This is a genomic window from Nocardia sp. NPDC056564 (assembly GCF_042793755.1).
Lineage (GTDB): Bacteria > Actinomycetota > Actinomycetes > Mycobacteriales > Mycobacteriaceae > Nocardia.
Genome location: NZ_JBHTUR010000002.1, coordinates 781,139 through 802,373, shown reverse-complemented (window position 1 = coordinate 802,373; position 21,235 = coordinate 781,139). Strand labels below are relative to the sequence as shown.

Below are 21,235 nucleotides of genomic sequence, written 5' to 3'. Positions count from 1 at the left end.
ACACAGCCGCAGCCGCACGCAGCCGCAGCCGCACGCAGCCGCACGCCTTTGATTTCCCGCACCTGAAGTCGCATGCGAATTTCGGTGCGGGAAATCAAAAGGCGTGCGGCGTATCAGAAGGGGTGCGGCTGCGTCGCTCGGGGACCGGGGCGGGATGGTGCAGCGGTCGGGTTCTCGTGCGCGGCCGTGCGAGCGCGTCCTTGTCTAGGGCGCGTGGTGATCGCCGGTCGCGGGGCGCACCCGGTTGATTCGGCGCGCGCGGCCTCGGTTACCCCGCTACCCTGCGCAGATGAGTTCGATCGCGCCCGTCCTGCGGGGCGCCCGGATCGCGAACTCGTTCGCGTTCGGGTTGCAGGGGTTCTTCTTCGCCGTGGTGTTGACCCAGTTGCCGCAGCAGAAGGACAAGTTCGGGCTGTCGGACGGGTTGATCGTCGGGTCGGTGGTGCTGGTGTCGCTGCTGGCCGGCGGCGGGAGTGTGGCCGCGGAACGGTTGGCGTTGCGCTGGTCGAGCCGGGTGACGGTGCGGATCGGGCTGTCGCTGATCGCGATCACCGGGACCGCGGTGGCGTTCGCGCCGAATACGGCGGTCCTGATGACCGGGCTCAGTTGCTATGGGATCGCGGTCGGCATCGTCGACGCGAGCACCAATATGCAGGCGGTGTTCATTCAGCACGGGTACGGGAAGTTCGTGCTGTCGTCGTTCTACGCGGCGTGGAGTGCCGGGTCGATCATCGGTGCGCTGTTCGTGTCGGGGTGCGAGGCGCTGGAGGTGACGCTGCGCGAGTCGTTGCTCGGCGCGGCGGGGATCGTGCTCGTGATCGGATTGCTACTCGGGCCGCGGCTGCTGGGCCCGCAGGAGGCCGAGGCGGGCCCGGCCGAGGAGGTCGTCGAACCGCCGCCGGTCGCGTTGCGGGCGTATCTGGTGTTCGGCATCGCGATGGCGTTGGTGTTCGCGATCGACCTGGCCGTCGGCAACTGGTCCGCGTTGTATCTGACCGACGACCTGCTGGCCAGTTCGGCGACCGCGGCCCTCGCGCTGGCCGCGTATCAGGGCACGTCGCTCATCGCGCGGCTGACCGGCGATCTGTTCGTGCGCCGGTTCGGGCCGCGGCGCGTGGTGCGGACCGCGGCGGCGATCGGGGTGACCGGACTGGCGATCGTGATCGCCGCGCCCGGGCCGGTCGTGGCCATCGTCGGCTTCCTGATCGCGGGCATCGGCATGCCGGTGATCGCGCCGCTGTGCTTCAGCGAGGCCGGGCAGCTGACCAGTGGGCGCGGACTGGACGCGCTCATCGCCCGGCTGAATCTGTTCAACTACGCGGGCACGCTGGTCGGTGGCGGGGTGGTCGGCGCGGTCGCGGCCGGCTTCGGGCATCGGATCGGCTTCCTCATCCCGCTGCTGTTCGCGGCGGCGCTGATCGGGTTGGCGCGGGTGTTCCACACCCGGCCCGATGCGGACAAACATCCCACCTCTCCGGGTGATCATGCTCTACTGGATTCATGAGCAACATCCCAGTCACCGTCGACCGGGCCGGCCTGTGGGACGCCGAAGAACTCAGTGACGTTGCGGCGGCGACCTTTCCGCTCGCCTGCCCACCGGAGGCGACCGCCGACGACATCGACATCTTCATCACCGAGGCGTTATCCGGGGAACGGTTCGGCGAGTACCTCAGCGATCCGGCCGTGACCGTGCTGAAAGCCGTTGCGGGCGACGAGATCGTCGGCTACGCGATGCTCATCGCCGGCGATCCAGCGGATCCGGCCGTGGCCGCGGCGGTGGGGCTGCGGCCGGTGGTGGAGATCAACAAGATGTATGTGATGCCTGGGCATCACGGCACCGGGGTGTCGACCGCGTTGATGTACGCCTGCTTGGAGCGCGCCCGCGAGGGTGCGTTTGCCGGGGTGTGGCTCGGTGTCAACCAGGAGAACGCGCGGGCTGTGCGGTTCTACCGCAAACACGGGTTCGACACGGTCGGCACCAAGACGAACACCGTCGGTAGCCAACGCCACGATGACTATCTGATGCGGCTGGTTTTCCCGCTCACTTGACGAAGTCCACCAGCGCGCTGTGGAAACTCGGCGCGATCACGGCCATCAGGTGGTCACCGGGCACCACGTGCAGCGCCGCCTCGGGCAGCGCGTCGGCGAGCCGCTCGGGCTCGGCGGCGAACGGATCGTTGTCGCCGGCCAGCACCAGGGTCGGCACGGTGACCTCGGCCAGGCCGCTGATCGGCCGGGAATCGAGCCCGGTCGCCACCGCCTGAATCGCCTGCCGGTCCGCGTGCACCGCGTCCGCGAGGATCCGGAACATCATCGCGGTCGAGGGCGCGCCCGCGTTGTCGTCCCGCATCGCGGTCTGCAGATCGGTCAGCTCGACGACCCGGCGATCGACGCCGCCGCAGTCCAGCACGCCGGACCCCACCCCGCCGATGACCAGCCGCTCGACCCGCTCATCCGACGCGGCGACCAGCAGCGAGATGATCGCGCCCATCGAATACCCCACCTGCACAACCCGATCGAAGCCCAGTTCGTCGTACAGCGCGCGCACGTCCTTGGCCATGAACTCCCACGAGTACTGCGCCGCGTCGTGCGGCTTGGCCGAACGCCCGTGCCCGCGTGCGTCGAGCGACACCACGGTGCGCCCAGCCGCCTGCAAAGCGCCGACCACGCCGGTGCTCATCCAGTTCGCGTTGGTGTCCGCGACCACGCCGTGCTGCAACACGACCGGAACGCCCTCGCCCTCCCACACCCGATAGTTGAGTTCCAGGCCGTCCCACGTCGTGAACTTCGTCATGACCGGATCGTAATGCGCGGCCCCGGATTGACATGTTCTCCTTGTTCAGTATTTACTGAACACATCGTTCCTTGCAGAACAAACAGCACTCAGGAGCCGCCATGACCGCCGCGATCCGCACCGAAGGACTGACCAAGCGCTACGGCAGGCACATCGCCATCGCCGACCTCGACCTAGAGGTGCAGCCGGGCGAGGTGTTCGGTTTCCTCGGCCCCAACGGCGCGGGCAAGTCCACCACCATCCGCATTCTGCTCGATCTGATCCGGCCCACCGCGGGCCGCGTCGAGGTGCTCGGTGTCGAGCCCCGGGCAGGCGGGGCCGGGCTGCGCCAGCGGATCGGTTATCTGCCGGGCGAATTGGCGATCGAGGGACGCAACACCGCGCGCGACCTGTTGCGCTTCCTCGCCGATCAGCGCGGCACCGTGCCCGCCGGGCGGATCAACGAGCTGGCCGAGCTGCTCGACCTGGACCTGTCCCGCAAGGTCGGCGCGATGTCCAAGGGCAACAAGCAGAAGGTCGGCATCGTCGCCGCGTTCATGCACCGGCCCGAACTGCTGATCCTGGACGAACCCACCTCCGGCCTGGATCCGCTACTGCAGCAACGGTTCATGAATATGGTGCGCGAGGCCAAGGACAACGGGCAGACCGTGTTCATGTCCTCGCACGTGCTCAGCGAGGTGCAGCAGACCGCCGATCGCGCGGTCATCATGCGCGCCGGGGAGTTGCTCGGCACCGAGAACGTGGACGATCTGCGCCGCCGGTCGCCGCGCTCGGTCGAGCTGGTGTTCGGCGCGGACGTGTTCCCCGACGACTTCGCCCGGCTGCCCGGCGTGCGGGACCTGCACGTGGATGGAAAGACGGTGCGCTGCACCACCGAGGGCGAGGTCGACGAGCTGTTCAAGACCGCGGCCAAATACCAGCTGGTGAGCGTGCTCTCGACCGAGCCGGACCTCGAACAGATCTTCTTCAGCCGCTACCGCCGCTGACTCGAATCACTCATCCGCACAGGAGAACTCGTCATGACTCGCTCAATCTTCACCCAGACACTGAAGGAACAGCGGCGCGGGCTGATCGGCTGGTCGATCGGCATGGCCATCGTGCCGCTGATGTATCTGCCGTCCTACCAGACGCTCAAGGAGCAGGGCTCCCTCGACATCAAGCAGAACCGGATGTACGAGGCGATGGGTCTGAGCGACTTCGCCAGCGCCGCAGGCTATCTCAACTCGACGATCTTCTCCCTGATGGGCGTGTCGCTGCTGATCATCTTCGCGGTGACGTTCGCGACCAGGTCGGTGACCCAGGAGGAGAACGGCATGCTGGATCTGCTGCTCGCCCAGCCGATCGGCCGAATGAACCTGCTGGCCCAGCGGTTTGCCGCGCTCACCGTGCAGACCGCGGCGGTCACCGCCGTGCTCACGCTGAGCGTGCTGGCCGGGGCGAACGCGGGCAAGATGAACGTCCCCGCCGGGCACATCCTGGCCGCGAGCACCGGGCTCGGCCTGCTGGTCCTCGCCGTCGGCACCATCACGCTGCTGCTCGGCGCGATCACCGGAAAGCGGGCGCTGACACTGGGACTCGCGTCGCTGGTGGCGGTGGCGGGCTATCTGGCGAACAATCTCGGCGGCATGTTCGACGGCGGTGCGTGGTTGCGCAAGCTGTCGCCGTTCTACTACGCGAACGGTAGCTCGCCGCTGGTGAACGGGTGGAACGGTCTGCACCTGGCGGTCCTGATCGTGCTCGCCGCGGTGGCTTTCGTGCTCGCGCTCGGCGCGTTCGAACGCCGCGACCTCGCGGTGTGACCGACACGGCCCCCGCCCGGTTTGCCGTAATCCTTACTACCGAAGGGATACTCGGTCCATGAGTTCCACGGACGACATCGCCCCCACCCCGGAACAGCTGGCCTTCGTGGAGGATTTCGCGCTGGTCCTGGAACGCATGGGCCTGGTCCGGATGACCGGCCGCGCGGCGGGCTGGCTGCTCGTCGCCGAGCCGCCGGAACAGACCTTCGGCCAGATCGCCGACGCGCTGCAAGCGTCCAAGGGCTCCATCTCCGGCGCGCTCAAGGCGCTCGTCACCATGCGCTGGGTGGACAAGATCTCCAAGCCCGGCGACCGCAAGGACTACTACGCCATCCGCCCCGGCATCCTGCCCGAACTCACCCGCCAGCAGAGCGGCATGTACAACGACCTCACCACCATGACCTCCCGCGGCCTCGCCCTCTTCGACGACCCCAACGGCCCCGAAGCCGCCCGCGTCCGCGAAACGCACGAATTCTTCGTCTGGATGGGCAAGGAACTCCCCGCCCTGATCGACCGCTGGTACGCGGAGCGGCGCGCCTGAGTCAGGCGAGCAGCTTGGTCTTCAAGGCGGTGCGGTCGGCGTCGGTGAGCTTCAGGCCGTCGCGGACGTAGTTGTCGAAGCTGCCGTAGGTCTGGTTCGCCTGGTCGAAGGCGGCGTCGAGCCAGGGCTGCTGGACGCCGTTGATCGGGTCGTTCGGGTTGGCGTTGCGGTACTGGTTGGACAGCAGGTAGTCCTGGTTGACCGTGTCCCGGTCGACGCCGAGCAGGGTGAGCAGGACGGCGGCGGTCCAGCCGGTGCGGTCCTTGCCCGCGGTGCAGTGGAACAGGACCGCGCCATCGGTATCGATGATGTCGCGCAGCACCGAGGCGAACGCCTGATTGGCGCCGGGCGCGGTGATGAACGCGCGATAGAGGCTGTCACCGCCGGTCAGGGTGGTGGCCATGACCTCGGGCGGCGCCTGGCCGATGACGTCGTCCCAGTTCGCGGTCGCGCCGGCGGGCACCTTGTCCGGGCCGAGGGCGCGTTCGTAGACCGTGCGCAGGTCGTCGACGACGCGGACCTGGCGGCCGGTCAGTTCGGCGAGGTCGGCGGGGGTGGCGTTGTTCAGCTGGCCGGTGCGGTAGACCAGCCCGGTGCGGACCGTCTTGCCCGTGCCGGTCCGGTATCCGCCGAGGTCACGAGCATTCTGCACGCCCTGCAAGTTCAGCGAACGGTCGAACGCGAGCGTCGAGGCGGCCGGCGGTTCGGCCAGCGCGGCGCCGGTCACGGGCCCGAAGGCGACGGCCAACCCGGCGGCCAGCGCGATCGGGGTGCGAAGCGTGCGGGTCATGCGAGTGCTCCAATCATCGGTCCCCCGAGACCCCAGCAAACCAAATGAAACATCGCCGGTTCAAACCAGGGGGTTTACGCGGGGACCTCGAAGCGCGACAGCGCGAGCAGGCGCGAGATCGCCCGCAGATACTTCTTGCGGTACCCGCCGTCGAGCATCTCCGGGGAGAAGATCTGGTCCAGCTTGGCCCCGGACACGGTGACCGGGATGCTCGCGTCGTAGAGCCGGTCGGCCAGCACCACCACGCGCAACGCCACCGCCTGATCGGTGACCGGATGCACGTTCGCGATGAACACCGACGACACCCCGGCGATCAGCGCACCGAACTTCGACGGGTGCAGGGTGCTCAGATGCTTCAGCAACGCGTCGAAGTCGTCGAGCGTGGAACCCGGTGTGGCAGCGGCCCGTTCGGTCAGCACCGCCGACGAGGTCGGCTCCGGCGCGGGCGGCAGATCGCGGTGCCGATAGTCCGGGCCGTCGACCCGCACCGGCTCGAAGATCGAACCGAGCTTCTTGATCTCGCGCAGGAAATCCTGTGCGGCGAAACGACCTTCGCCCAGCTGACCCGGCAGCGTGTTGGAGGTCGCGGCGATCGACACGCCCTTCGCCGACAGCTCGGTCAGCAGCCGCGAGACCAGCATGGTGTCGCCGGGATCGTCGAGCTCGAACTCGTCGATGCACAGCACGCTGTTCGCCGACAACCGCTCCACCGCACTGGTGAAGCCAAGGGCGCCAACGAGATTGGTCACCTCGCCGAACGTGCCGAACGACTTCGGCGCGGGCGCGCTGTGGAAGATGGAGGCGAGCAGGTGGGTCTTGCCGACGCCGAACCCGCCGTCGAGGTAGAGCCCCGCCCCGGACACCTGCTTCTTCTTGCCGAACAGGCTCTTCTTGTTCACCGCCTGATGGATCTTGGCGACCTCGCCGGCGAACTGTTCGGCCTTGCGCACCGCCGCCGCCTGGCTCGGCTCCTTGGGGTCGGGAATGTAGGAGCCGAAGCTGACCTCGTCGAACATCGGCGGGGGCACCATCTGGGCGACGAGCTGGTCGGCCGGAACCTCAGGGTGGCGGTCGACGAGGCGTTCTTGCATGTGCAGAGCCTAATGACGTGGTGAGATCTACCTCCATGCAGCGTATCCACAATGCGATCCAGCTCACAGACCTGCGCCCGGACGAGCTCGCCCAGTTGTACGCGTACCCGGCCGAACTGCGCGAACCGTTCGTCCGCGCGAATTTCGTGTCCAGCATCGACGGCGGCGCGACCAGCGACGGTCAGTCCGAGGGGCTCGGCACGCCGGCCGACAAGGCCGTGTTCCTGATGCTGCGCGAGCTGGCCGATGTGGTGCTCGTCGGCGCGGGCACGGTGCGCTCGGAGAACTACGGCGGCGCCAGGACCGATCCGGAGTACCGGCGCGCGCTGCACCGGCGCGGCATCGGCGGGCACCCGGACGGCACCGCGCCGCCGATCGCCGTGGTCAGCGCCAGCGCGGCGATCGATCTGGGCGCCCGGCTGCTCACCGACACGACGGTCCCGCCGTTGATCATCACCACGACCACCGCCCCCGCCGATCGCAAGCGGCAACTGACCGACGCGGGCGCGGACGTGATCGAGGCGGGCGACGTCGCGGTGACCCCGAAGGCGCTGCTGCGCGTGCTCGGCGAACGCGGATTGCTGCGCGTGCTGTGCGAGGGCGGGCCCCATCTGTTCGGCGAACTGCTGGCCGCCGACGCGGTCGACGAGCTGTGCCTGACCACCGCTCCCCTGCTGGTCGGCGGCACGGCCCGGCGAATTTCGCTGTCCGCGCACGAGTTCCACCGCCGCATGTCCCGCGCGCATATCTTGCTCGACGACGACGGCACGATGCTGACCCGATGGGCCCGTGCATGAAACAACCGCCCGAACCTGGCAGGCTGTAGCGCATGCGCTGGACTCGGGCCGTCGTGCTGGCCGCGACACTCTCGATCATGATCGCCGGATGCGGGGCGGGACCCTCCGACCGTCCCGGCGTCGCCGTCGAGCGCCAACAGGCCGGCGGCATCGCCCCGACCTCGGTCGCCGCGCCCCCGCCGCCGGCCGCCGAACTGCCCAAGACGGATCTGGCGTGGAAGGACTGCACGACGCCGACGCTGGATCTGCTCGGCCTCGGCCCGGCCCCCGCCGGGCTGGTGCTCGACTGCGCGGAATACACCACCCCGATCGACGCGAGCGGCGGCGTGCTCGGCAACTTCCGCGCCGCGGCGATGCGGGCCCGGCTGCCGCAGACCCCCGCGGACGCCGCGCCGATGATCCTCACCTCCGGCACCGACCGCTCCTCCACCGCCACCCTCGCCGGGCTGGCCGCCGGGCCGGCGAGCGCGCTGCTGGCCGCCCGCCCGATCGTCGCGGTGGACCGGCGCGGCATCGGCAGCTCGCAGCCGATCGACTGCCTGCCGCCCGAGGTGCGCAAGGGTCTGGCCGACAACGCCCAATTCGGTCCCGGCGCAAACGATCCCGTCGAGGCGATGACCACGTTCAGCCAGGACGGCACCATCGCCTGCCGCGACTTCCTGCAGCCGTACGAGGGCGCGTTCGACGCTCAGCACGCCGCCGACGACATCGAACAGCTGCGCAGGCAGTGGCAGGTCGAGCACGTCGCGCTGCTCGGTTCGGGCAACGGCGCGAAGGTCGCGCTCAGTTACGCGCGCAGGTACAGCGACCATCTGGCCCGGCTCGTCGTCGACTCCCCCGAGGCGGTCGGCGCCGACTCGATCACCAGGGCCGAGCAGCAATTGGAAGGCGCGGAGGCGGCGCTGACCGCGTTCGCCCAGCGCTGCACTGCGGTCAACTGCTCGCTGGGCCCGGATCCGCGCGCCGCGATCACCGATCTGGTGACCCGCGCCGGTTCCGGTGGGCTGGGCGAGATCTCGGCCAACGCGCTGCTCACCGCGGTGTCCGGGTTCCTCGGCAGTCCGCGGGCCGACCAGGCCAACCGGGTCCGGGAACTGGCCGACGCGCTGTCCGCCGCCGGGCGCGGCGATCGCGGCGCGCTCGGCAACCTGATCCAGCGCGAGTCCGCGGCGGTCGGCGGCGACGGTCAATTCGTCAACCGCTGCACCGACACTCAGCAGCCGCCCACGCCGACCAAGGCGAAGGAACTGATGAGCACCTGGGGCGCGAAGTACCCGGTGTTCGGCAAGAACACGGCGATCGGGCTGATGGCCTGCGCGGCCTGGCCGGTGTCCACCGCGCCGCCGATGCCGGACAAGCTCGGCATTCCGGTGCTGGTGCTCGGCGGCGTCGCCGATCCGGTGGTCGGCAATGCCGGGCAGGCCTCGGTCTCCGGCGCGCTCGGCGCGGCCGGGGCGCGGCATGCCGGACTCACCTGGCAGGGCTGGGGCCATCCGGTGTCCACGCACTCGGCGTGTGCGCAGCGCGCCTTGGTCGACTATCTGAAGGACGCGAAGCTGCCCGCCGACGGGACCGCCTGCCCGGCCTGATCCGGCCGCCCGAATAGCGCCTCTAGCGGCGCGTCGAACAGGTCCGGGCAACCGCGAGAACGTGATCCGGTGTACCGTGCCCCAGTGTTACTTCGACAGCTCGAGCCCCGCACTGCTCGCACCACCGCCGAGGTGATCAAGTTCGCACTCTGGCCCTTCGCGGTCATGACCGTGTTGAACCGGGTGTTCATCAAGGCTGTCAACGGTTTCATCACCGACGACTTCCGGCCCGTGTACCAGGCCTCGCTCGATTTCCTCAACGGGCGACCGGTGTACACGGCCAACTTCGACTCGGTCGACCCGCACTACCTCTACTACCCCAGCGGCACGCTGCTCATCGCGCCGGTGGCGTGGGTGCACGACTACGAAAAGGCCCGCTGGCTGTTCATCCTGCTGAACGCGGCCGCGATCATCCTGGCCTGGTACCTGCTGCTGCGCCTGTTCCGGTTCACCGTGAATTCGGTGGTCGCGCCGGTGCTGCTGCTCGCCATGTTCATGTCGGAGACGGTCACCAACACGCTGGTCTTCACCAACGTGAACGGGTGCATCCTGCTGGCCGAGCTGCTGTTCCTGCATCTGCTGCTCAAACGCCGGGATCTCTGGGCGGGCGTGGCGCTCGGGTTGAGCATCGCGGTGAAACCGACGCTGGTGCCGTTGCTGCTGATCGCGCTGGTGCGCGGGCAGTGGAAGGTGTTCATCACCGCGCTCGGCGTGCCGATCGTGCTGACCGCCATCGCCTGGCCGATGTCGAAGGACCCGGAGAAGTTCTTCACCCACACCGCGCCCTACCTGTTCGAGACGCGCGACTACTTCAACAGCGCGATCGCGGGCAACGGCGAGTACTACGGGGTGGCGCCGTGGCTGATCTGGTTCATGCGGCTGGGCATGGGCGTGCTGGTCGCCATCTCGCTGTGGTTGCTGTGGCGCTACTACCGCGAGGACGAACTGTTCTTCGTCTGCACGTCCTCCGGCGTGCTGCTCACCGCGATGTTCCTGCTGCCCTCGCTGGGCCAGATGTACTACTCGATGATGCTGTTCCCGTTCCTGATGACGGTGGTGCTGCGCAATTCGGTGCTGCGCAATTGGCCGGCCTGGCTGGCGGTGTTCGGGTTCATGAGTTACGACAAATGGCTCTCGGATCGCTGGCAGCACATCGGCCGCGACCTCGAGTACCTGCGCATCACCTTCGGCTGGGGGCTGCTGCTGGTCGTCGTCTTCTGCGTGCTCGGCGATCGGTACCTGGCCGCCAAGCGGGAAGGGCGGCTCGAGTTCGGCATCGACCCGACCTGGATCAAGCCGGTCCCGGCCGCGGCCGATTCGGCCGGCTCGGCGAACGGTTCCGCGCCGACGGTGGCGAAACCGATTAGCGTGGAGTGATGAGTTCCGAAGCCGATACGTCCCTGCCCGCGCCGCGGATCCAGCTGACGCCCCAGGAATGGCGCCTCAAGCTGAACCCGGAGGAGTACGCGGTACTGCGCGAGGCCGCGACCGAACGTCCCTTCGTCGGCGAATACACCGACACCAAGACCGAGGGCGTCTACGCATGCCGGGCCTGCGGAGCCGAATTGTTCCGCAGCACCGAGAAATTCGACTCCCACTGCGGCTGGCCGTCATTCTTCGACCCGGCCGCCTCCGACGCGGTGATCCTCAAGCCCGACGACACCCTCGGCATGCGCCGAGTCGAGGTCCTGTGCGCCAACTGCCACAGCCACCTCGGCCACGTCTTCGAAGGCGAGGGCTACAACACCCCCACCGACAAGCGCTACTGCATCAACTCCATCTCGTTGCGGTTGCAGCCTGCTGAGGGTTCGGCCGGCTAGAACGGCAGGGTTCAATCGCCCGCAGGCACCGGGTGAGGATTTCGAGGTCGGGCAGGCGCTGGAACTCCTCGCGGTAACGACGCTTGAGCTCTTCCCTTGACGCGAAGTGTTCGAATCCGCTGCCGCCCTTCCACCACAACTTTCCGGGCTGGTCGCCGAACGCCGGTTCCTGCCAACGCGCGCGCAGGACACCTGGCCACAGAGCACCTCTAGCCGAGTCGAGCAGATCGTGTGGGACGGTGGGTTCTGCGGGTTCGAAGCGGTAAACGGTGCCTGTCCGATCGCCTACGTAGCGGCGGCCGCATCGACGGACGGGTCCGGCTCGACCACGGCTCCGGGCAAACTGTCAGCGACCACGTTGGCACCTTCGTGCTCATGCAGGACGACAAAGGAACCTGGGAGGTCTGCACAGCGTTTGTGCTGAGCACCACGGGCGTAGCCTGAGCCGCACGGCGGCTCGAGCAAACGAAAAGAGCCGGGCAATGTCCGAGCGCACCCCGCGCGGTCTCGTCACGAAGTACCGCTGGTGGTCGCTGCTCGCGCTCATCGCGTTAGCCGCCCTCACCTATCCGCTCTACGGTCACTCGGTTGCCGACTTCGGCCAGTCACTGGCCGATTCAGGTCGGGCGGACGGCGGGTTCCTCGGTGTGCTCGAGATCGTCGCCGCCTACGCCATTCTCCCCGCGGTCCTCGTCCTGGGGGCGATCGCCGGTGTGCTCACCGGCCTCGGCAAGCTGATCCTGGTGTTCGTCGTGGTCGGGCTCAGCGGCGCGGTGTTCGTGCTGGTGCGCCGCCGCCGGCCACGACGCGGCACCACCGATCAATCACCCCGGCGCGACCCGCACCGCGACTAGTACCGCCCGGAATCTCCATCGGCCAGAACGATATACATCGCCGAGACCAACGCGCCCGCCTTTCGCCCGGAAGGGCCGGCGATCTCGGCGCTCGACTCGGCATGTGCGCACGTTCAGCGGAGCGGCGTCCCCGAAATACGCTGCTGGACAACTGATCACGAGGAACTGGCGTAGGTGACTTCTCGACGGATGCCTACACCAGTTCTCGTGATCAATCGACCAGCAACCGCGCCGAACGCCGATTCGGACCAGCGACAAACCAAGATGCCTGTGGGTCGAGCGATCATTGTCGGTGGGCGGGTGCCGGCCTCACTGCGACGAGCATCCCGCTGATGTGACTCTGACCATATCCACCGCGTCGGCTTTACTATTGCTTTACCCTAAGAAGGCAGGCAGATTACATCGATCGAAGGATGCTCCCAATGAACGATCTGATCAAGACCCTCGCGCAGGACGCCAACTGGGACAGGTGGGTGGCCGTCAACTCCGAATCCGGAAGCAAGGACGGCTGCATCTCCAAGGCGGGTTGTATTTCCAAGGCGGGCTGCATCTCCTAGTCGCGGTCGCGGGGCCGAGCAGGCTTCCGGCTCGGCCTCGTCCGGCTCAGGACCACCATGACCGATACCGCCGCGACCCGTCCCTTGCCCGCCGCCTTCGTCGAGGCGACCCGCGACATCCCGTTCTATCGGGACTACGCGGCCGCGAACGCCTACCCGATCATCACCAAAGCCGATCTGGCCGAAACGTTTCCGGATTCCTTCATGACCCCCCGGGTCACCGAAGCGCTGACCTCCGGTGCCGCGCAATACGTCTGGTCCACCGGCACCAATCATGCCCGGATGCCGCTCATCCGGCCGCCGCTGTTCCTGCTGAAGTCCTATTACACGGTGTGGCGCGATCATCCGGAGATCGGCGACACCTTCGCCGCCGGCGCGCCCCGCGTGTCGGTCACCACGCGACTGGCCACCGATCACGTGGCCCGGGTCAACGAGGCCAAGGGCGGCGACCCGGGCGATCTCGCGCGCCGCAGGCTCGATGACCGGACCGTCTACGTCAACCGCCACCTGGATCCCGCGCTCTGGTCATCGGACGCCGTCACCACCATGCTCGCCGAGATCGCCGCCGTGCAGAACGAAACCGATTACCGCCGTTACCATCTCGATTGCTCGTCCTACCACGCCGCCCATCTGCTGCTGGCCGCGGGGCGACGATTCCCGCAGCCGGTCAGCGCGATTCACGGCTACGAGTTCACCCCGCGCAACGTGCGCCGCTTCCTCACCGAGCGGCTCGACTGCCCCGTCGTCGAACTGTTCGGCAGCACCGAGCTCGGCTATCTGTACTACGGCGATCGGCACGGCCGCTACCACCCGCACCTGGATGAGATGACGGTCGAACTCGAACCGATACCGGGCACCCGGGGCATCCACAGCCTCGTCGTCTCCAGTATCCGGAACCCGTACATGCCGTTGCTGCGCTACAACACCGGCGACTGCGTGCACACCAGCGACGGTTCGGCCGACCCGAGCGGCATCGTGCGCTTCTGCGGGCGCGAGAAGGAACTGCTGGTCACCGACACCGCGATCACCTCGCAGGCCGAACTCGACGACGTGATCGCGACGATCAGCCACGAGGTATTCGTCTATCAGCTCTCGGTGGAACACGCGTCCGCCGAACTCGCCTACACGACCTTCGACGGCGCGCCGCTCGACCGGCAGGCGTCCGCCGAACTCGCCGCCGCCACAACACGATTGACCGGCACGCCGGTCACCGTTCGGCACCGCCAGCACATACCGATCGGCAAGTCGGGCAAGTACGCCTGGCTGGTCCGCGGAAGGAGCACGCGATGAACGATCACGACGTCCTCGGCGATCTGTACGAAGAAACGGTCCGTTACGTGCGCGACCACAACCAGGTGGACGAGCCTACCGCCCGCATCCAGATACGCGAGGCGGTGCGCTATCTGATCCTGGTCTCCGCGCATCGCGAGGAACTCACCGGGCTGTTCCTGCCCGTCGAGCAGGCGATCGACGAGGTATGGCACTACCTCATCCTGCAGACCCGCGAGTACGCCGAGCTATGCGAGAACCGTTTGCCCGGTGGGCATTTCATCCATCATCGGTCCATCTCCTACGACGCCTACGGGCAGCGGCAGCCGTCCCGCGAGGCGATGATCGAACAGTTCCTGCGCTGGATTCCGTTGTACTGCGCCCGCTTCGGTGAGTTCGACGCCGAGGGCGGCCGGTGGTGGACCATGGTGCGGTTCCTGCACGAGGAAATGGGTCACAGCCTCGCCGAGATCTCCGCGCTAGCGCCCGCCGACGCGTCGAGCTGACCGGACCGCCGCGGCGATCACCAGTATCGCCAGTCCGATCTGCACGATCAGCACCGTCACCAGGCCGGCCGGTTCACCGGACGTGCGGACCACGACACCGAACACCGTCCCCAGCACAGCCGCGCCCGTCGCGATCGACACCTGCTGCGCGGTGAGCAGCACGCCACCCCCGACGCCGGCGAACCCCGGGGGCACCAGCGACAGCATGTGCGCGTTCATCGTGCCCAGCGTGATCCCCTGCCCGGTGCCGATCAACAGCATCGCCACGCACATCAGCAGGATGGACGCGCCGTGCACGCCGACCGCCATGCTCGCCAGGCCGACGCCCTGGATCGACGCGCCGAGCGCGATGGCGCCGACCCCCAGCCTGCCGCGGATGCGCGGCACCGCGAACGAGGAGAACAGGAAGCCCACCGCCATCGGCGCGGTCAGCAGGCCGGCGATCAGCGGCGCATGGCCGAGGCCCTCCTGCAAGGTCTGCGGTAGCGCGTAGAGGAATCCGCCCGCGCCCGCGAAGAAGGGCAGCATCAGTGCCAATGCCCACCGCAGCTCGGGGTCGGCGAACATCCCCGGCGGAATCACGGTGGGCTTTCCCGTTGCGGCACAGCGCCGTTGGTGCGCCACCCAGGCCAGACCGACGGCGACGGTGAGTACCGCGAGGGCGATGGTGAACGGGCCGAGAACCGTCGACATCGCCGTGGTCAGCAAGAACGCGAGCACGGTGAGCGACAGCAGTACACCGCCGCGACCGTCGATGTACTGGTCGATGTTCGGCTCGGTGTCGGGCACCAGCCGCGGCAGCAGAATCAGCCCGAGGACGCCGACCGGGATGTTGATCAGGAACAGCCACCGCCACGCGTCCGGTCCGCCGACCAGATCGAGCAGCGCGCTGCCACCGATGAGACCGACCAGTGCCGATACCCCGCTCATCGAGGAATACCAGCTGATCGCTCGGTCGCGGCGCGCCCCCGCGTGCGCGGTGACCAGCCCGAGCACCTGCGGCATCACGAACCCCGCGGCGAGGCCCTGCACCATGCGCCCGCCGACCAGCACCTCGAAAACCGGTGCCGCGGCACAGATTCCCGACGCGGCCACGAATCCCGCCGCCGCCCAGGACAGGACCCGCCGCCGCCCGAACCGGTCACCGACCCGCCCGCCGACGATCAGCAGCGAACCGAAACCCGCGAGATAAGCCACCAGCACCAGACTCAGCAGGGCGGAGCCCTGCTCGATGCCGAAGTCGCGCCGGATGCCCGGCAGCGCGACGCCGGCGATGAACGTGTCCATCATCGGAACGAACGCGCACGCCAGGATCAGCACGATCCCCGGCACGCGCAACGAAAGGTCGCTGCTGGACGAGAAGCTCCGTCGCGTGATCATCGTCGCCCGGCACGCGCCTCGGTCGCGGTCGCCACGATGTGATGGGCCGCGCCCGGGAGCTGCTCGAGCCAGGCGCACCAACCGGTCACTTGCCCGACTCTACCGCGCGGCCGGCCGGGGTCGCCGATCAGTCGGTGTGCGGCTCGCCGGGTTCGTCGGCGGGTTGGCTGTCCGGCTCTGCCGGGCGGCGTAGGTGGTCGGTGAGGGCGTGCAGTAGTCGGAAGTTCGGAATCAGTTCCAGGGCAGCGCCGTTCAGGGGCCGCCAGGCTTCGTCGACCGTGACGCCCAATCGACCGGCCTGGGCTCGTACCTCCTCGATGTCGGGCCAGGCGAGGGGCGGGCCGTCGGTGGCGATGCCGAGGGCGGAGAGGTGGACCGGGCCGAAGGTGAGGGTCTGGCCGGTGACCAGTGCCGCTGCGGCGGAGCCGAAGCAGGCTTTCAGGATGCCGTCCTGGATTGCCGGCGCCCACAGCTGCGGATCCCGATATCCGCCGCGTTGCCAGAATTCGGATTCGACGTCTGCGTCGAGCGAAAAGCGTTGCCCCGCAATGTCGGTGAGGGCGCAGCGGTAGCCGATTGGTCCGGGGCCGCGCCGGACGAAGTTGGCCGGATACACCAAGGCGTGTACATAGGCGAGGGTCGTGTCATAGCGGGCGACTCGGACGGCGCCGTCCGCACCCCTCGCCACCAGGCCGTGCGAGTAGAGCGTCAACCGCGCGTTCGGATCGATGGACCGTGACCGGCGGCGAAGCCAGAGCGGCAAACCCAGGACAAGCAGCAGCAGCGGTCCCGACAGCACGGCCGCGTCGAAGCCGATGAGGTACACCCACGCTCCGCAAACGAGAACCGTGATGGTGCCCAGGATCACGTAGCCGCGCCAAGGAATCGACGGCCCCCGCCACCGATAGGTCGCGACCGGTTCCCCGAGATCCGCTCCGGCAGCCACCGTTTCGAGCTCCGACGCCGCCTGCCGCGCGGCATCCCCACCGTTCGATTCGGGCACGACTCCTCCTCCCCGTCGTGCCAGTCGACGCTACCCCCGCGCACCGCGCGATGCGGCGGATCGACCCACCGGCTGACGCACCGGCGGTCGGTCCGCGACCACCCCTTCAGTAATGTGGATCGTTCACCGGCGAGCACTGGTGTCGGCCGGACGAGAGAACTGACTGGACATGAGCGACGAGCAACACATCCTCACTCCTGGCGAAACCTGCTGGCAGATCGCCCAGGCCGATCGGCTGGCGTGCATCATCGACGCCGCGGACTACTTCCGCCACGCCAAGTCCGCGATGTTGCAGGCACGCAAGCGGATCGTATTGATCGGCTGGGACTTCGACACCCGGATCAAGTTCGAACCGCAGGACAAGACCCTCGACGGGCCGAATCGGCTGGGCAAGTTCCTGTCCTGGCTGCCCAAACAGCGACCGGATCTCGACATCTATCTGCTGAAGTGGAATATCGGCGCGCTCGCGGCGATCGGCCGGGGGATGACGCCGATCTTCGTGGTCAATTGGATGACCGATCGACGCCTGCATTTCGAGATGGACGGCGCGCATCCGATCGGTTCGGCACACCATCAGAAGATCGTGGTGATCGACGACGCGCTCGCGTTCTGCGGTGGCATCGACATGACCGTCGACCGGTGGGACACCAGCGACCATCGCGACGACAACCACTACCGCACCGAGCCCAACGGCCACCGGTACGGGCCATGGCACGACGCGACCACCGCCGTCGACGGCGACGCGGCGAAGGCGATCGGCGAATTGGCCAGGGCCCGGTGGAAGGCGGCGACCGGACAGCAACTGGAGCCGGTCGAGGAGATCGCCGGGGACACACCATGGCCCGAAGGCCTGGCGCCGACGATGCGGTCGGTGGATGTCGGAATCGCGCGGACCTTCCCCGAACTCGCCGCCCGGGCCGAGGTCAGGGAGATCGAGGCGCTGTATCTGGCGGCGATCGCGGGTGCCACGAAGTCGCTGTACATCGAAAGCCAGTACCTGGCCTCGCGCACCCTGGCCGAGGCGATCGCGACCCGGCTGCGCGAGCCGGGCGGACCGGAGATCGTGCTGGTGCTGCCGCGGCACGCCGACGGCTGGCTCGAGCAGCAGGCGATGGACGGAGCGCGCCGCCGACTACTGCACCTGCTGTGGAAGGCCGACACCGAGAACCGGCTCGGCGTCTACTACCCCGTCACCGAGGCCGGCGCGCCGATCTACGTGCACGCCAAGGTGCTGGTGATGGACGATCGCCTGCTGCGGGTCGGTTCGTCGAACCTCAACAACCGCTCCATGGGCTTCGACACCGAATGCGATCTGGCCGTCGAGGTCACCCCCGCCACCGCGGACGGCGACCTGCTGCGCGAAACCATCCTCGGCATCCGGCGCCGGCTGATCTGCGAGCACCTCGACGCCGACCCCGCGAAGTTCGACGCCACCCTCACCGAGACGTCCTCGCTGCTGCGCACCGTCGAGGCCCTGCGCGGCGACGGCCGGACCCTGGTGCGGTTCGAGCCGGCCACCGTCGAGGACGAGGACAGCCCGCTGGCCGAGAACGAGCTGATGGATCCCGAACGAACCCCGCCGAGCCTGTGGGACTTTCCCCTGCTGAACCGGGGTATTCGCAGACTGAAGACCGCGGGTGCGGCGCGTTGAGACCCGCGCGCCAAGACCTTCGCGTCGACCGCCGAGAACGGACTCTCCCTGCGCCAGCACCCCTCGGACAGCGCAGCGGAGCAATCCACGATGAACACTGGACCGAAGGGTACGTTTCCCCGGCCCGACCCGCACGCCCCGAAATCCTAGGGCATGCCGATCGGTTGCTAGCCGAGGCGGGAGTCGGCGGGGTAGACCTGGATGTCGCGGGTGGCGAGCATCGGGATCACCTGGGCGAGGCCGATGTCGCGGAAGTGTGCGGTTTCCCGGTGGGCGGCGAAAGCGTCGGCGTCGGCGTACTTTTCGACGCTGACGAATCGCTCCGGGTTCTCCGACGAACGGAACACCTCGTATTCGAGGCAGCCCGGTTCGGTTTTGCTGGCGTCGGAGAGCAGGCGCAGGCGGCGCTCCAGTTCGTCGGCGTCTTCGGGGGTCGCCGATACGTGCGCGACTACGACAAGGTTGGTCATCGATCTGCTTTCGGTGTCGCTCAGGGCAGGGCGTTGATGAGCTTGTCCAGCTCGACGCGGGGGCCGGTGAAGAAGGGGACCTCTTCGCGGACGTGCAGGCGGGCCTCGGTGGCGCGCAGGTCGCGCATGAGGTCGACGATGCGGTGCAGTTCGGGGGCCTCGAAGGCGAGGATCCATTCGTAGTCGCCGAGGGCGAACGAGCTGACCGTGTTCGCGCGCACGTCCGGGTAGCCGCGGGCGGCCTTGCCGTGATCGACGAGCATCTTGCGCCGCTCCTCGTCGGGCAGCAGGTACCACTCGTACGAGCGGACGAACGGGTACACGCAGATGTAGTTGCCCGGGTCCTCGCCGGCCAGGAACGCGGGGACGTGGCTCTTGTTGAACTCCGCGGGCCGGTGCAGCGCCACGTTGCTCCACACCGGGGCGCTCGCCCGGCCCAGCTCGGTGGTGCGCCGGAAGTCCGCGTAGGCGGCCTGCAGGTCTTCGACCCGTTCGGCATGCGTCCAGATCATGAAGTCGGCGTCGGCGCGCATCCCCGCCACGTCGTACACGCCGCGAACCACCACGTCACGATCCGCGAGCCCCTCGAAGAACGCCCGCGCCTCCTTGATCGCCGCCGCCCGGTCCTCACCCAGCACCCCCGGCTGCACCTGGAACACCGAGAACATCAGGTAGCGAATGGTCGAGTTGAGTTCCTGATAATCGAGTCGCGCCATGCGTCCTATCGTGCCACTCGGGAGAAGGGGAATGCCTCGCGGTGTGGGTGGCGTGCATCTCCCCGGACGATCGAGGTCGTCGCCCACCGAGCACGCAGCGGCCGACGCGCGCCAAGCACATCCCACCCGTGCCCGCGAGGCTCGGCGAATCAGGTTGCGGCAGTGGCGATGTGGTGGGCGGCGGTATCGGCGGAGGCGACGCAGGCGGGGACTCCGACGCCGTGCAGGTAGGCGCCGGCGAGGGCCAGACCGTCCAGCGGAGCGACGGCCTGTTCGATGGCCGCGACGCGGCCGGTATGGCCGGGCGCGTATTGCGCCAGGCCGCCGCGCCAGCGCTGGACGACGGCGGAGATCGGGTCGATCGGGACGCCGGTGACGGTGGACAGATCCTCGGCCGCGGCGGCGATCAGGTCGGCGTCGGACCAGGACAGGGTGGAGTCGTCGCCGAACTTGCCGAATGACGCACGGACCAAGGCGGTTTCGCGTTCGGCGAGATGGGTCCACTTGCGACTGGACAGGGTGAACGCCTTGGCGCGCAAAGGTTCTCCGGTTGCTACCAGGATGCCCGAGTTCTGCGGAAGCGCGGTATCGCGCGGAAGGGCAAGCGCGACAACGACGGACGAGGACAACTCGATTCCGGCCAGGGCCGCCGCGGCGTCCGGAGCCACCGTGCCGAGCAGCCGGGCGGTCACCGGCGCCGGCGTCGCGAGCACCACCGCGTCGACGGCGCCGATCGGGTCGACGACCCAGCCGCGCAACCCGCGGGCGAGGCGGGTGGCCGGGGTCGCGGTGACGAACTTCGCACCGGAGCGCGCGGCCAGCACCTCCAGCAGCACCCGATATCCGTCCCGGAGCCCGCCGAATACCGGCGCGCCGGACGGCGGCGGCAGCGCGACGGACACCGCGTGCGTGAGGCTTGGCGCACCATCGTCCAACGCGGCGGCCAGCGTCGGCAGCGCCGCGCGCACCCCGATCGAGCGCGAACTTCCCGCGTACACCCCGCCGAGCAACGGATCCACACTCCGCTCGGCGACCTGCGCCCCGAACCGGTCCGCGACGAGCCGATACACGTCGATATCCGCGCCGGGTTCCCAGGCCAGCGGCCGCCGCGACTCCCCCGCGATCCGCTCGACCGTCTCCGCGTCGACCAGCCCGCGCATCGACTCGGCATCCGTCGGAATCCCCATCAGGGTCCGCTCGGGCAACGCGTGCGCCACCCCACCCGACCACACCAGTGGCCGCAACCCCGCCGGCGTCACCAACTGCGGCTCGAGCCCCACCTCCCGCAGCAGCTGCGGCACCTCGGGCCGCCGTCCCACGAACGCCTCCGCCCCGAGATCCAAAGGCTCCCCGGCGACTTCACCGGTATAGAGAATCCCACCCACCCGCTCGGCCCGGTCCAACACCAGAATGTCCGCCGCGGACCCCAGCAACACCCGCAACCGATACGCGGCAACCAGCCCGCTGATCCCACCACCGACCACCGCGATCCTCATGCCGTCGACGGTATCCCCCACCCCTGCCCAGCCCACGACCGGTCCGATGGTCGGACCGAAACTGGCCACCGGAGCCGGTGCCGAGCCAGTCTGGGAAAGCGCAGTTCGGCAG

Annotated in this window: 22 protein-coding genes; 14 read left to right on the top strand and 8 right to left on the bottom strand. The window is 68.5% G+C overall.

The window, feature by feature from the left end:
* Positions 1 to 289 precede the first annotated feature (289 nt).
* Both ACFQ9K_RS07855 and ACFQ9K_RS07850 read left to right on the top strand, forming a co-directional pair.
* Entirely contained in the window at positions 290 to 1,504 is a 1,215-nt protein-coding gene (locus ACFQ9K_RS07855; RefSeq protein WP_378714931.1) for an MFS transporter, read from the top strand.
* On the top strand, positions 1,501 to 2,049 hold the full coding sequence (locus ACFQ9K_RS07850; RefSeq protein WP_378714933.1) for a GNAT family N-acetyltransferase: 549 nt from the start codon (positions 1,501 to 1,503) through the stop codon (positions 2,047 to 2,049). Before ACFQ9K_RS07855 ends, ACFQ9K_RS07850 begins: the two co-directional genes overlap by 4 nt.
* Here the strand turns inward: ACFQ9K_RS07850 and ACFQ9K_RS07845 are convergent.
* Complete coding sequence (locus ACFQ9K_RS07845) at positions 2,042 to 2,794, bottom strand: alpha/beta fold hydrolase (RefSeq protein ID WP_378714934.1); 753 nt, start codon at positions 2,792 to 2,794, stop codon at positions 2,042 to 2,044. The two genes, ACFQ9K_RS07850 and ACFQ9K_RS07845, sit on opposite strands and share 8 nt — an antisense overlap.
* A 101-nt stretch (positions 2,795 to 2,895) precedes the next feature.
* On the opposite strand from ACFQ9K_RS07845, the gene ACFQ9K_RS07840 reads away from it, so the two are divergent.
* Genes ACFQ9K_RS07840 through ACFQ9K_RS07830 form a run of 3 tightly spaced genes read left to right on the top strand, consistent with a single transcriptional unit; the run spans position 2,896 to position 5,134 of the window.
* The gene (locus ACFQ9K_RS07840) at positions 2,896 to 3,780 is read left to right on the top strand and encodes an ABC transporter ATP-binding protein (protein ID WP_378714935.1); all 885 of its coding nucleotides are present in this window, start codon (positions 2,896 to 2,898) and stop codon (positions 3,778 to 3,780) included.
* Between the two features lie 33 nt (positions 3,781 to 3,813).
* Positions 3,814 to 4,593 carry an ABC transporter permease subunit gene (locus ACFQ9K_RS07835; RefSeq protein ID WP_378714936.1) on the top strand — a complete coding sequence of 260 codons (780 nt, stop codon included), beginning with the start codon at positions 3,814 to 3,816 and terminating at the stop codon, positions 4,591 to 4,593.
* Between the two features lie 58 nt (positions 4,594 to 4,651).
* Positions 4,652 to 5,134, top strand: a complete 483-nt coding sequence (locus ACFQ9K_RS07830; protein ID WP_378714937.1) for a GbsR/MarR family transcriptional regulator — start codon at positions 4,652 to 4,654, stop codon at positions 5,132 to 5,134.
* A gap of 1 nt (position 5,135) precedes the next feature.
* Here ACFQ9K_RS07830 and ACFQ9K_RS07825 read toward each other — a convergent pair whose 3' ends face one another.
* Positions 5,136 to 5,924, bottom strand: coding sequence for a tyrosine-protein phosphatase (locus tag ACFQ9K_RS07825; protein ID WP_378714939.1), 789 nt, complete (start codon positions 5,922 to 5,924; stop codon positions 5,136 to 5,138).
* A 74-nt stretch (positions 5,925 to 5,998) separates the two neighbouring features.
* A complete protein-coding gene (gene zapE, locus ACFQ9K_RS07820; protein ID WP_378714940.1) occupies positions 5,999 to 7,015 on the bottom strand; it encodes a cell division protein ZapE in 1,017 nt (338 codons plus the stop codon).
* A gap of 35 nt (positions 7,016 to 7,050) precedes the next feature.
* Between zapE and ACFQ9K_RS07815 the strand changes: the two genes are divergently transcribed.
* The 8 genes from ACFQ9K_RS07815 (at position 7,051) to ACFQ9K_RS07780 (ending at position 14,407) form a co-directional block, all read left to right on the top strand.
* Entirely contained in the window at positions 7,051 to 7,812 is a 762-nt protein-coding gene (locus tag ACFQ9K_RS07815; RefSeq protein ID WP_378715081.1) for a pyrimidine reductase family protein, read from the top strand.
* Between the two features lie 32 nt (positions 7,813 to 7,844).
* Entirely contained in the window at positions 7,845 to 9,401 is a 1,557-nt protein-coding gene (locus ACFQ9K_RS07810) for an alpha/beta hydrolase (RefSeq protein WP_378714942.1), read from the top strand.
* 84 nt (positions 9,402 to 9,485) lie between these two features.
* Positions 9,486 to 10,778 (top strand): glycosyltransferase family 87 protein, encoded by a 1,293-nt coding sequence (locus ACFQ9K_RS07805; protein WP_378714944.1) that lies wholly within the window; start codon positions 9,486 to 9,488, stop codon positions 10,776 to 10,778.
* Entirely contained in the window at positions 10,778 to 11,221 is a 444-nt protein-coding gene (msrB, locus tag ACFQ9K_RS07800; RefSeq protein WP_378714945.1) for a peptide-methionine (R)-S-oxide reductase MsrB, read from the top strand. The genes ACFQ9K_RS07805 and msrB overlap by 1 nt, the downstream gene beginning before the upstream one ends.
* 482 nt (positions 11,222 to 11,703) lie before the next feature.
* Entirely contained in the window at positions 11,704 to 12,075 is a 372-nt protein-coding gene (locus tag ACFQ9K_RS07795) for a hypothetical protein (RefSeq protein ID WP_378714947.1), read from the top strand.
* A 422-nt stretch (positions 12,076 to 12,497) separates the two neighbouring features.
* Complete coding sequence (locus ACFQ9K_RS07790; RefSeq protein WP_378714948.1) at positions 12,498 to 12,632, top strand: hypothetical protein; 135 nt, start codon at positions 12,498 to 12,500, stop codon at positions 12,630 to 12,632.
* 57 nt (positions 12,633 to 12,689) lie between these two features.
* Positions 12,690 to 13,922 (top strand): hypothetical protein, encoded by a 1,233-nt coding sequence (locus ACFQ9K_RS07785; RefSeq protein WP_378714950.1) that lies wholly within the window; start codon positions 12,690 to 12,692, stop codon positions 13,920 to 13,922.
* A complete protein-coding gene (locus ACFQ9K_RS07780; RefSeq protein ID WP_378714952.1) occupies positions 13,919 to 14,407 on the top strand; it encodes a hypothetical protein in 489 nt (162 codons plus the stop codon). Before ACFQ9K_RS07785 ends, ACFQ9K_RS07780 begins: the two co-directional genes overlap by 4 nt.
* Here the strand turns inward: ACFQ9K_RS07780 and ACFQ9K_RS07775 are convergent.
* Together ACFQ9K_RS07775 and ACFQ9K_RS07770 are read right to left on the bottom strand one after the other, a co-directional pair.
* The gene (locus ACFQ9K_RS07775; protein WP_378714954.1) at positions 14,381 to 15,787 is read right to left on the bottom strand and encodes an MFS transporter; all 1,407 of its coding nucleotides are present in this window, start codon (positions 15,785 to 15,787) and stop codon (positions 14,381 to 14,383) included. The genes ACFQ9K_RS07780 and ACFQ9K_RS07775 overlap by 27 nt on opposite strands.
* 127 nt (positions 15,788 to 15,914) lie before the next feature.
* The gene (locus tag ACFQ9K_RS07770; RefSeq protein WP_378714956.1) at positions 15,915 to 16,790 is read right to left on the bottom strand and encodes a DUF6585 family protein; all 876 of its coding nucleotides are present in this window, start codon (positions 16,788 to 16,790) and stop codon (positions 15,915 to 15,917) included.
* A gap of 169 nt (positions 16,791 to 16,959) precedes the next feature.
* Here ACFQ9K_RS07770 and ACFQ9K_RS07765 point away from each other — a divergent pair, with 169 nt between their 5' ends.
* A complete protein-coding gene (locus tag ACFQ9K_RS07765) occupies positions 16,960 to 18,441 on the top strand; it encodes a phospholipase D-like domain-containing protein (RefSeq protein ID WP_378714958.1) in 1,482 nt (493 codons plus the stop codon).
* A gap of 167 nt (positions 18,442 to 18,608) precedes the next feature.
* Here the strand turns inward: ACFQ9K_RS07765 and ACFQ9K_RS07760 are convergent, their stop codons facing one another.
* The 3 genes from ACFQ9K_RS07760 to ACFQ9K_RS07750 form a co-directional block, all read right to left on the bottom strand.
* Positions 18,609 to 18,911 (bottom strand): putative quinol monooxygenase, encoded by a 303-nt coding sequence (locus ACFQ9K_RS07760; RefSeq protein ID WP_378714960.1) that lies wholly within the window; start codon positions 18,909 to 18,911, stop codon positions 18,609 to 18,611.
* A 20-nt stretch (positions 18,912 to 18,931) separates the two neighbouring features.
* Positions 18,932 to 19,627 (bottom strand): hydrogen peroxide-dependent heme synthase, encoded by a 696-nt coding sequence (hemQ, locus tag ACFQ9K_RS07755; RefSeq protein ID WP_378714962.1) that lies wholly within the window; start codon positions 19,625 to 19,627, stop codon positions 18,932 to 18,934.
* A gap of 149 nt (positions 19,628 to 19,776) precedes the next feature.
* Positions 19,777 to 21,123, bottom strand: coding sequence for a protoporphyrinogen oxidase (locus tag ACFQ9K_RS07750; protein WP_378714963.1), 1,347 nt, complete (start codon positions 21,121 to 21,123; stop codon positions 19,777 to 19,779).
* Between the last annotated feature and the right edge of the window lie 112 nt (positions 21,124 to 21,235).

Coding starts and splice junctions, on each gene's coding strand:
- ACFQ9K_RS07825 (WP_378714939.1), bottom strand. CDS start 5,924: ATGACCCGCACGCTTCGCACCCCGATCGCGCTGGCCGCCGGGTTGGCC.
- ACFQ9K_RS07810 (WP_378714942.1), top strand. CDS start 7,845: ATGCGCTGGACTCGGGCCGTCGTGCTGGCCGCGACACTCTCGATCATG.
- ACFQ9K_RS07855 (WP_378714931.1), top strand. CDS start 290: ATGAGTTCGATCGCGCCCGTCCTGCGGGGCGCCCGGATCGCGAACTCG.
- msrB (WP_378714945.1), top strand. CDS start 10,778: ATGAGTTCCGAAGCCGATACGTCCCTGCCCGCGCCGCGGATCCAGCTG.
- zapE (WP_378714940.1), bottom strand. CDS start 7,015: ATGCAAGAACGCCTCGTCGACCGCCACCCTGAGGTTCCGGCCGACCAG.
- ACFQ9K_RS07775 (WP_378714954.1), bottom strand. CDS start 15,787: ATGATCACGCGACGGAGCTTCTCGTCCAGCAGCGACCTTTCGTTGCGC.
- ACFQ9K_RS07785 (WP_378714950.1), top strand. CDS start 12,690: ATGACCGATACCGCCGCGACCCGTCCCTTGCCCGCCGCCTTCGTCGAG.
- ACFQ9K_RS07830 (WP_378714937.1), top strand. CDS start 4,652: ATGAGTTCCACGGACGACATCGCCCCCACCCCGGAACAGCTGGCCTTC.
- ACFQ9K_RS07835 (WP_378714936.1), top strand. CDS start 3,814: ATGACTCGCTCAATCTTCACCCAGACACTGAAGGAACAGCGGCGCGGG.
- ACFQ9K_RS07845 (WP_378714934.1), bottom strand. CDS start 2,794: ATGACGAAGTTCACGACGTGGGACGGCCTGGAACTCAACTATCGGGTG.
- ACFQ9K_RS07790 (WP_378714948.1), top strand. CDS start 12,498: ATGAACGATCTGATCAAGACCCTCGCGCAGGACGCCAACTGGGACAGG.
- ACFQ9K_RS07780 (WP_378714952.1), top strand. CDS start 13,919: ATGAACGATCACGACGTCCTCGGCGATCTGTACGAAGAAACGGTCCGT.
- ACFQ9K_RS07750 (WP_378714963.1), bottom strand. CDS start 21,123: ATGAGGATCGCGGTGGTCGGTGGTGGGATCAGCGGGCTGGTTGCCGCG.
- hemQ (WP_378714962.1), bottom strand. CDS start 19,627: ATGGCGCGACTCGATTATCAGGAACTCAACTCGACCATTCGCTACCTG.
- ACFQ9K_RS07765 (WP_378714958.1), top strand. CDS start 16,960: ATGAGCGACGAGCAACACATCCTCACTCCTGGCGAAACCTGCTGGCAG.
- ACFQ9K_RS07850 (WP_378714933.1), top strand. CDS start 1,501: ATGAGCAACATCCCAGTCACCGTCGACCGGGCCGGCCTGTGGGACGCC.
- ACFQ9K_RS07840 (WP_378714935.1), top strand. CDS start 2,896: ATGACCGCCGCGATCCGCACCGAAGGACTGACCAAGCGCTACGGCAGG.
- ACFQ9K_RS07815 (WP_378715081.1), top strand. CDS start 7,051: ATGCAGCGTATCCACAATGCGATCCAGCTCACAGACCTGCGCCCGGAC.
- ACFQ9K_RS07795 (WP_378714947.1), top strand. CDS start 11,704: ATGTCCGAGCGCACCCCGCGCGGTCTCGTCACGAAGTACCGCTGGTGG.
- ACFQ9K_RS07760 (WP_378714960.1), bottom strand. CDS start 18,911: ATGACCAACCTTGTCGTAGTCGCGCACGTATCGGCGACCCCCGAAGAC.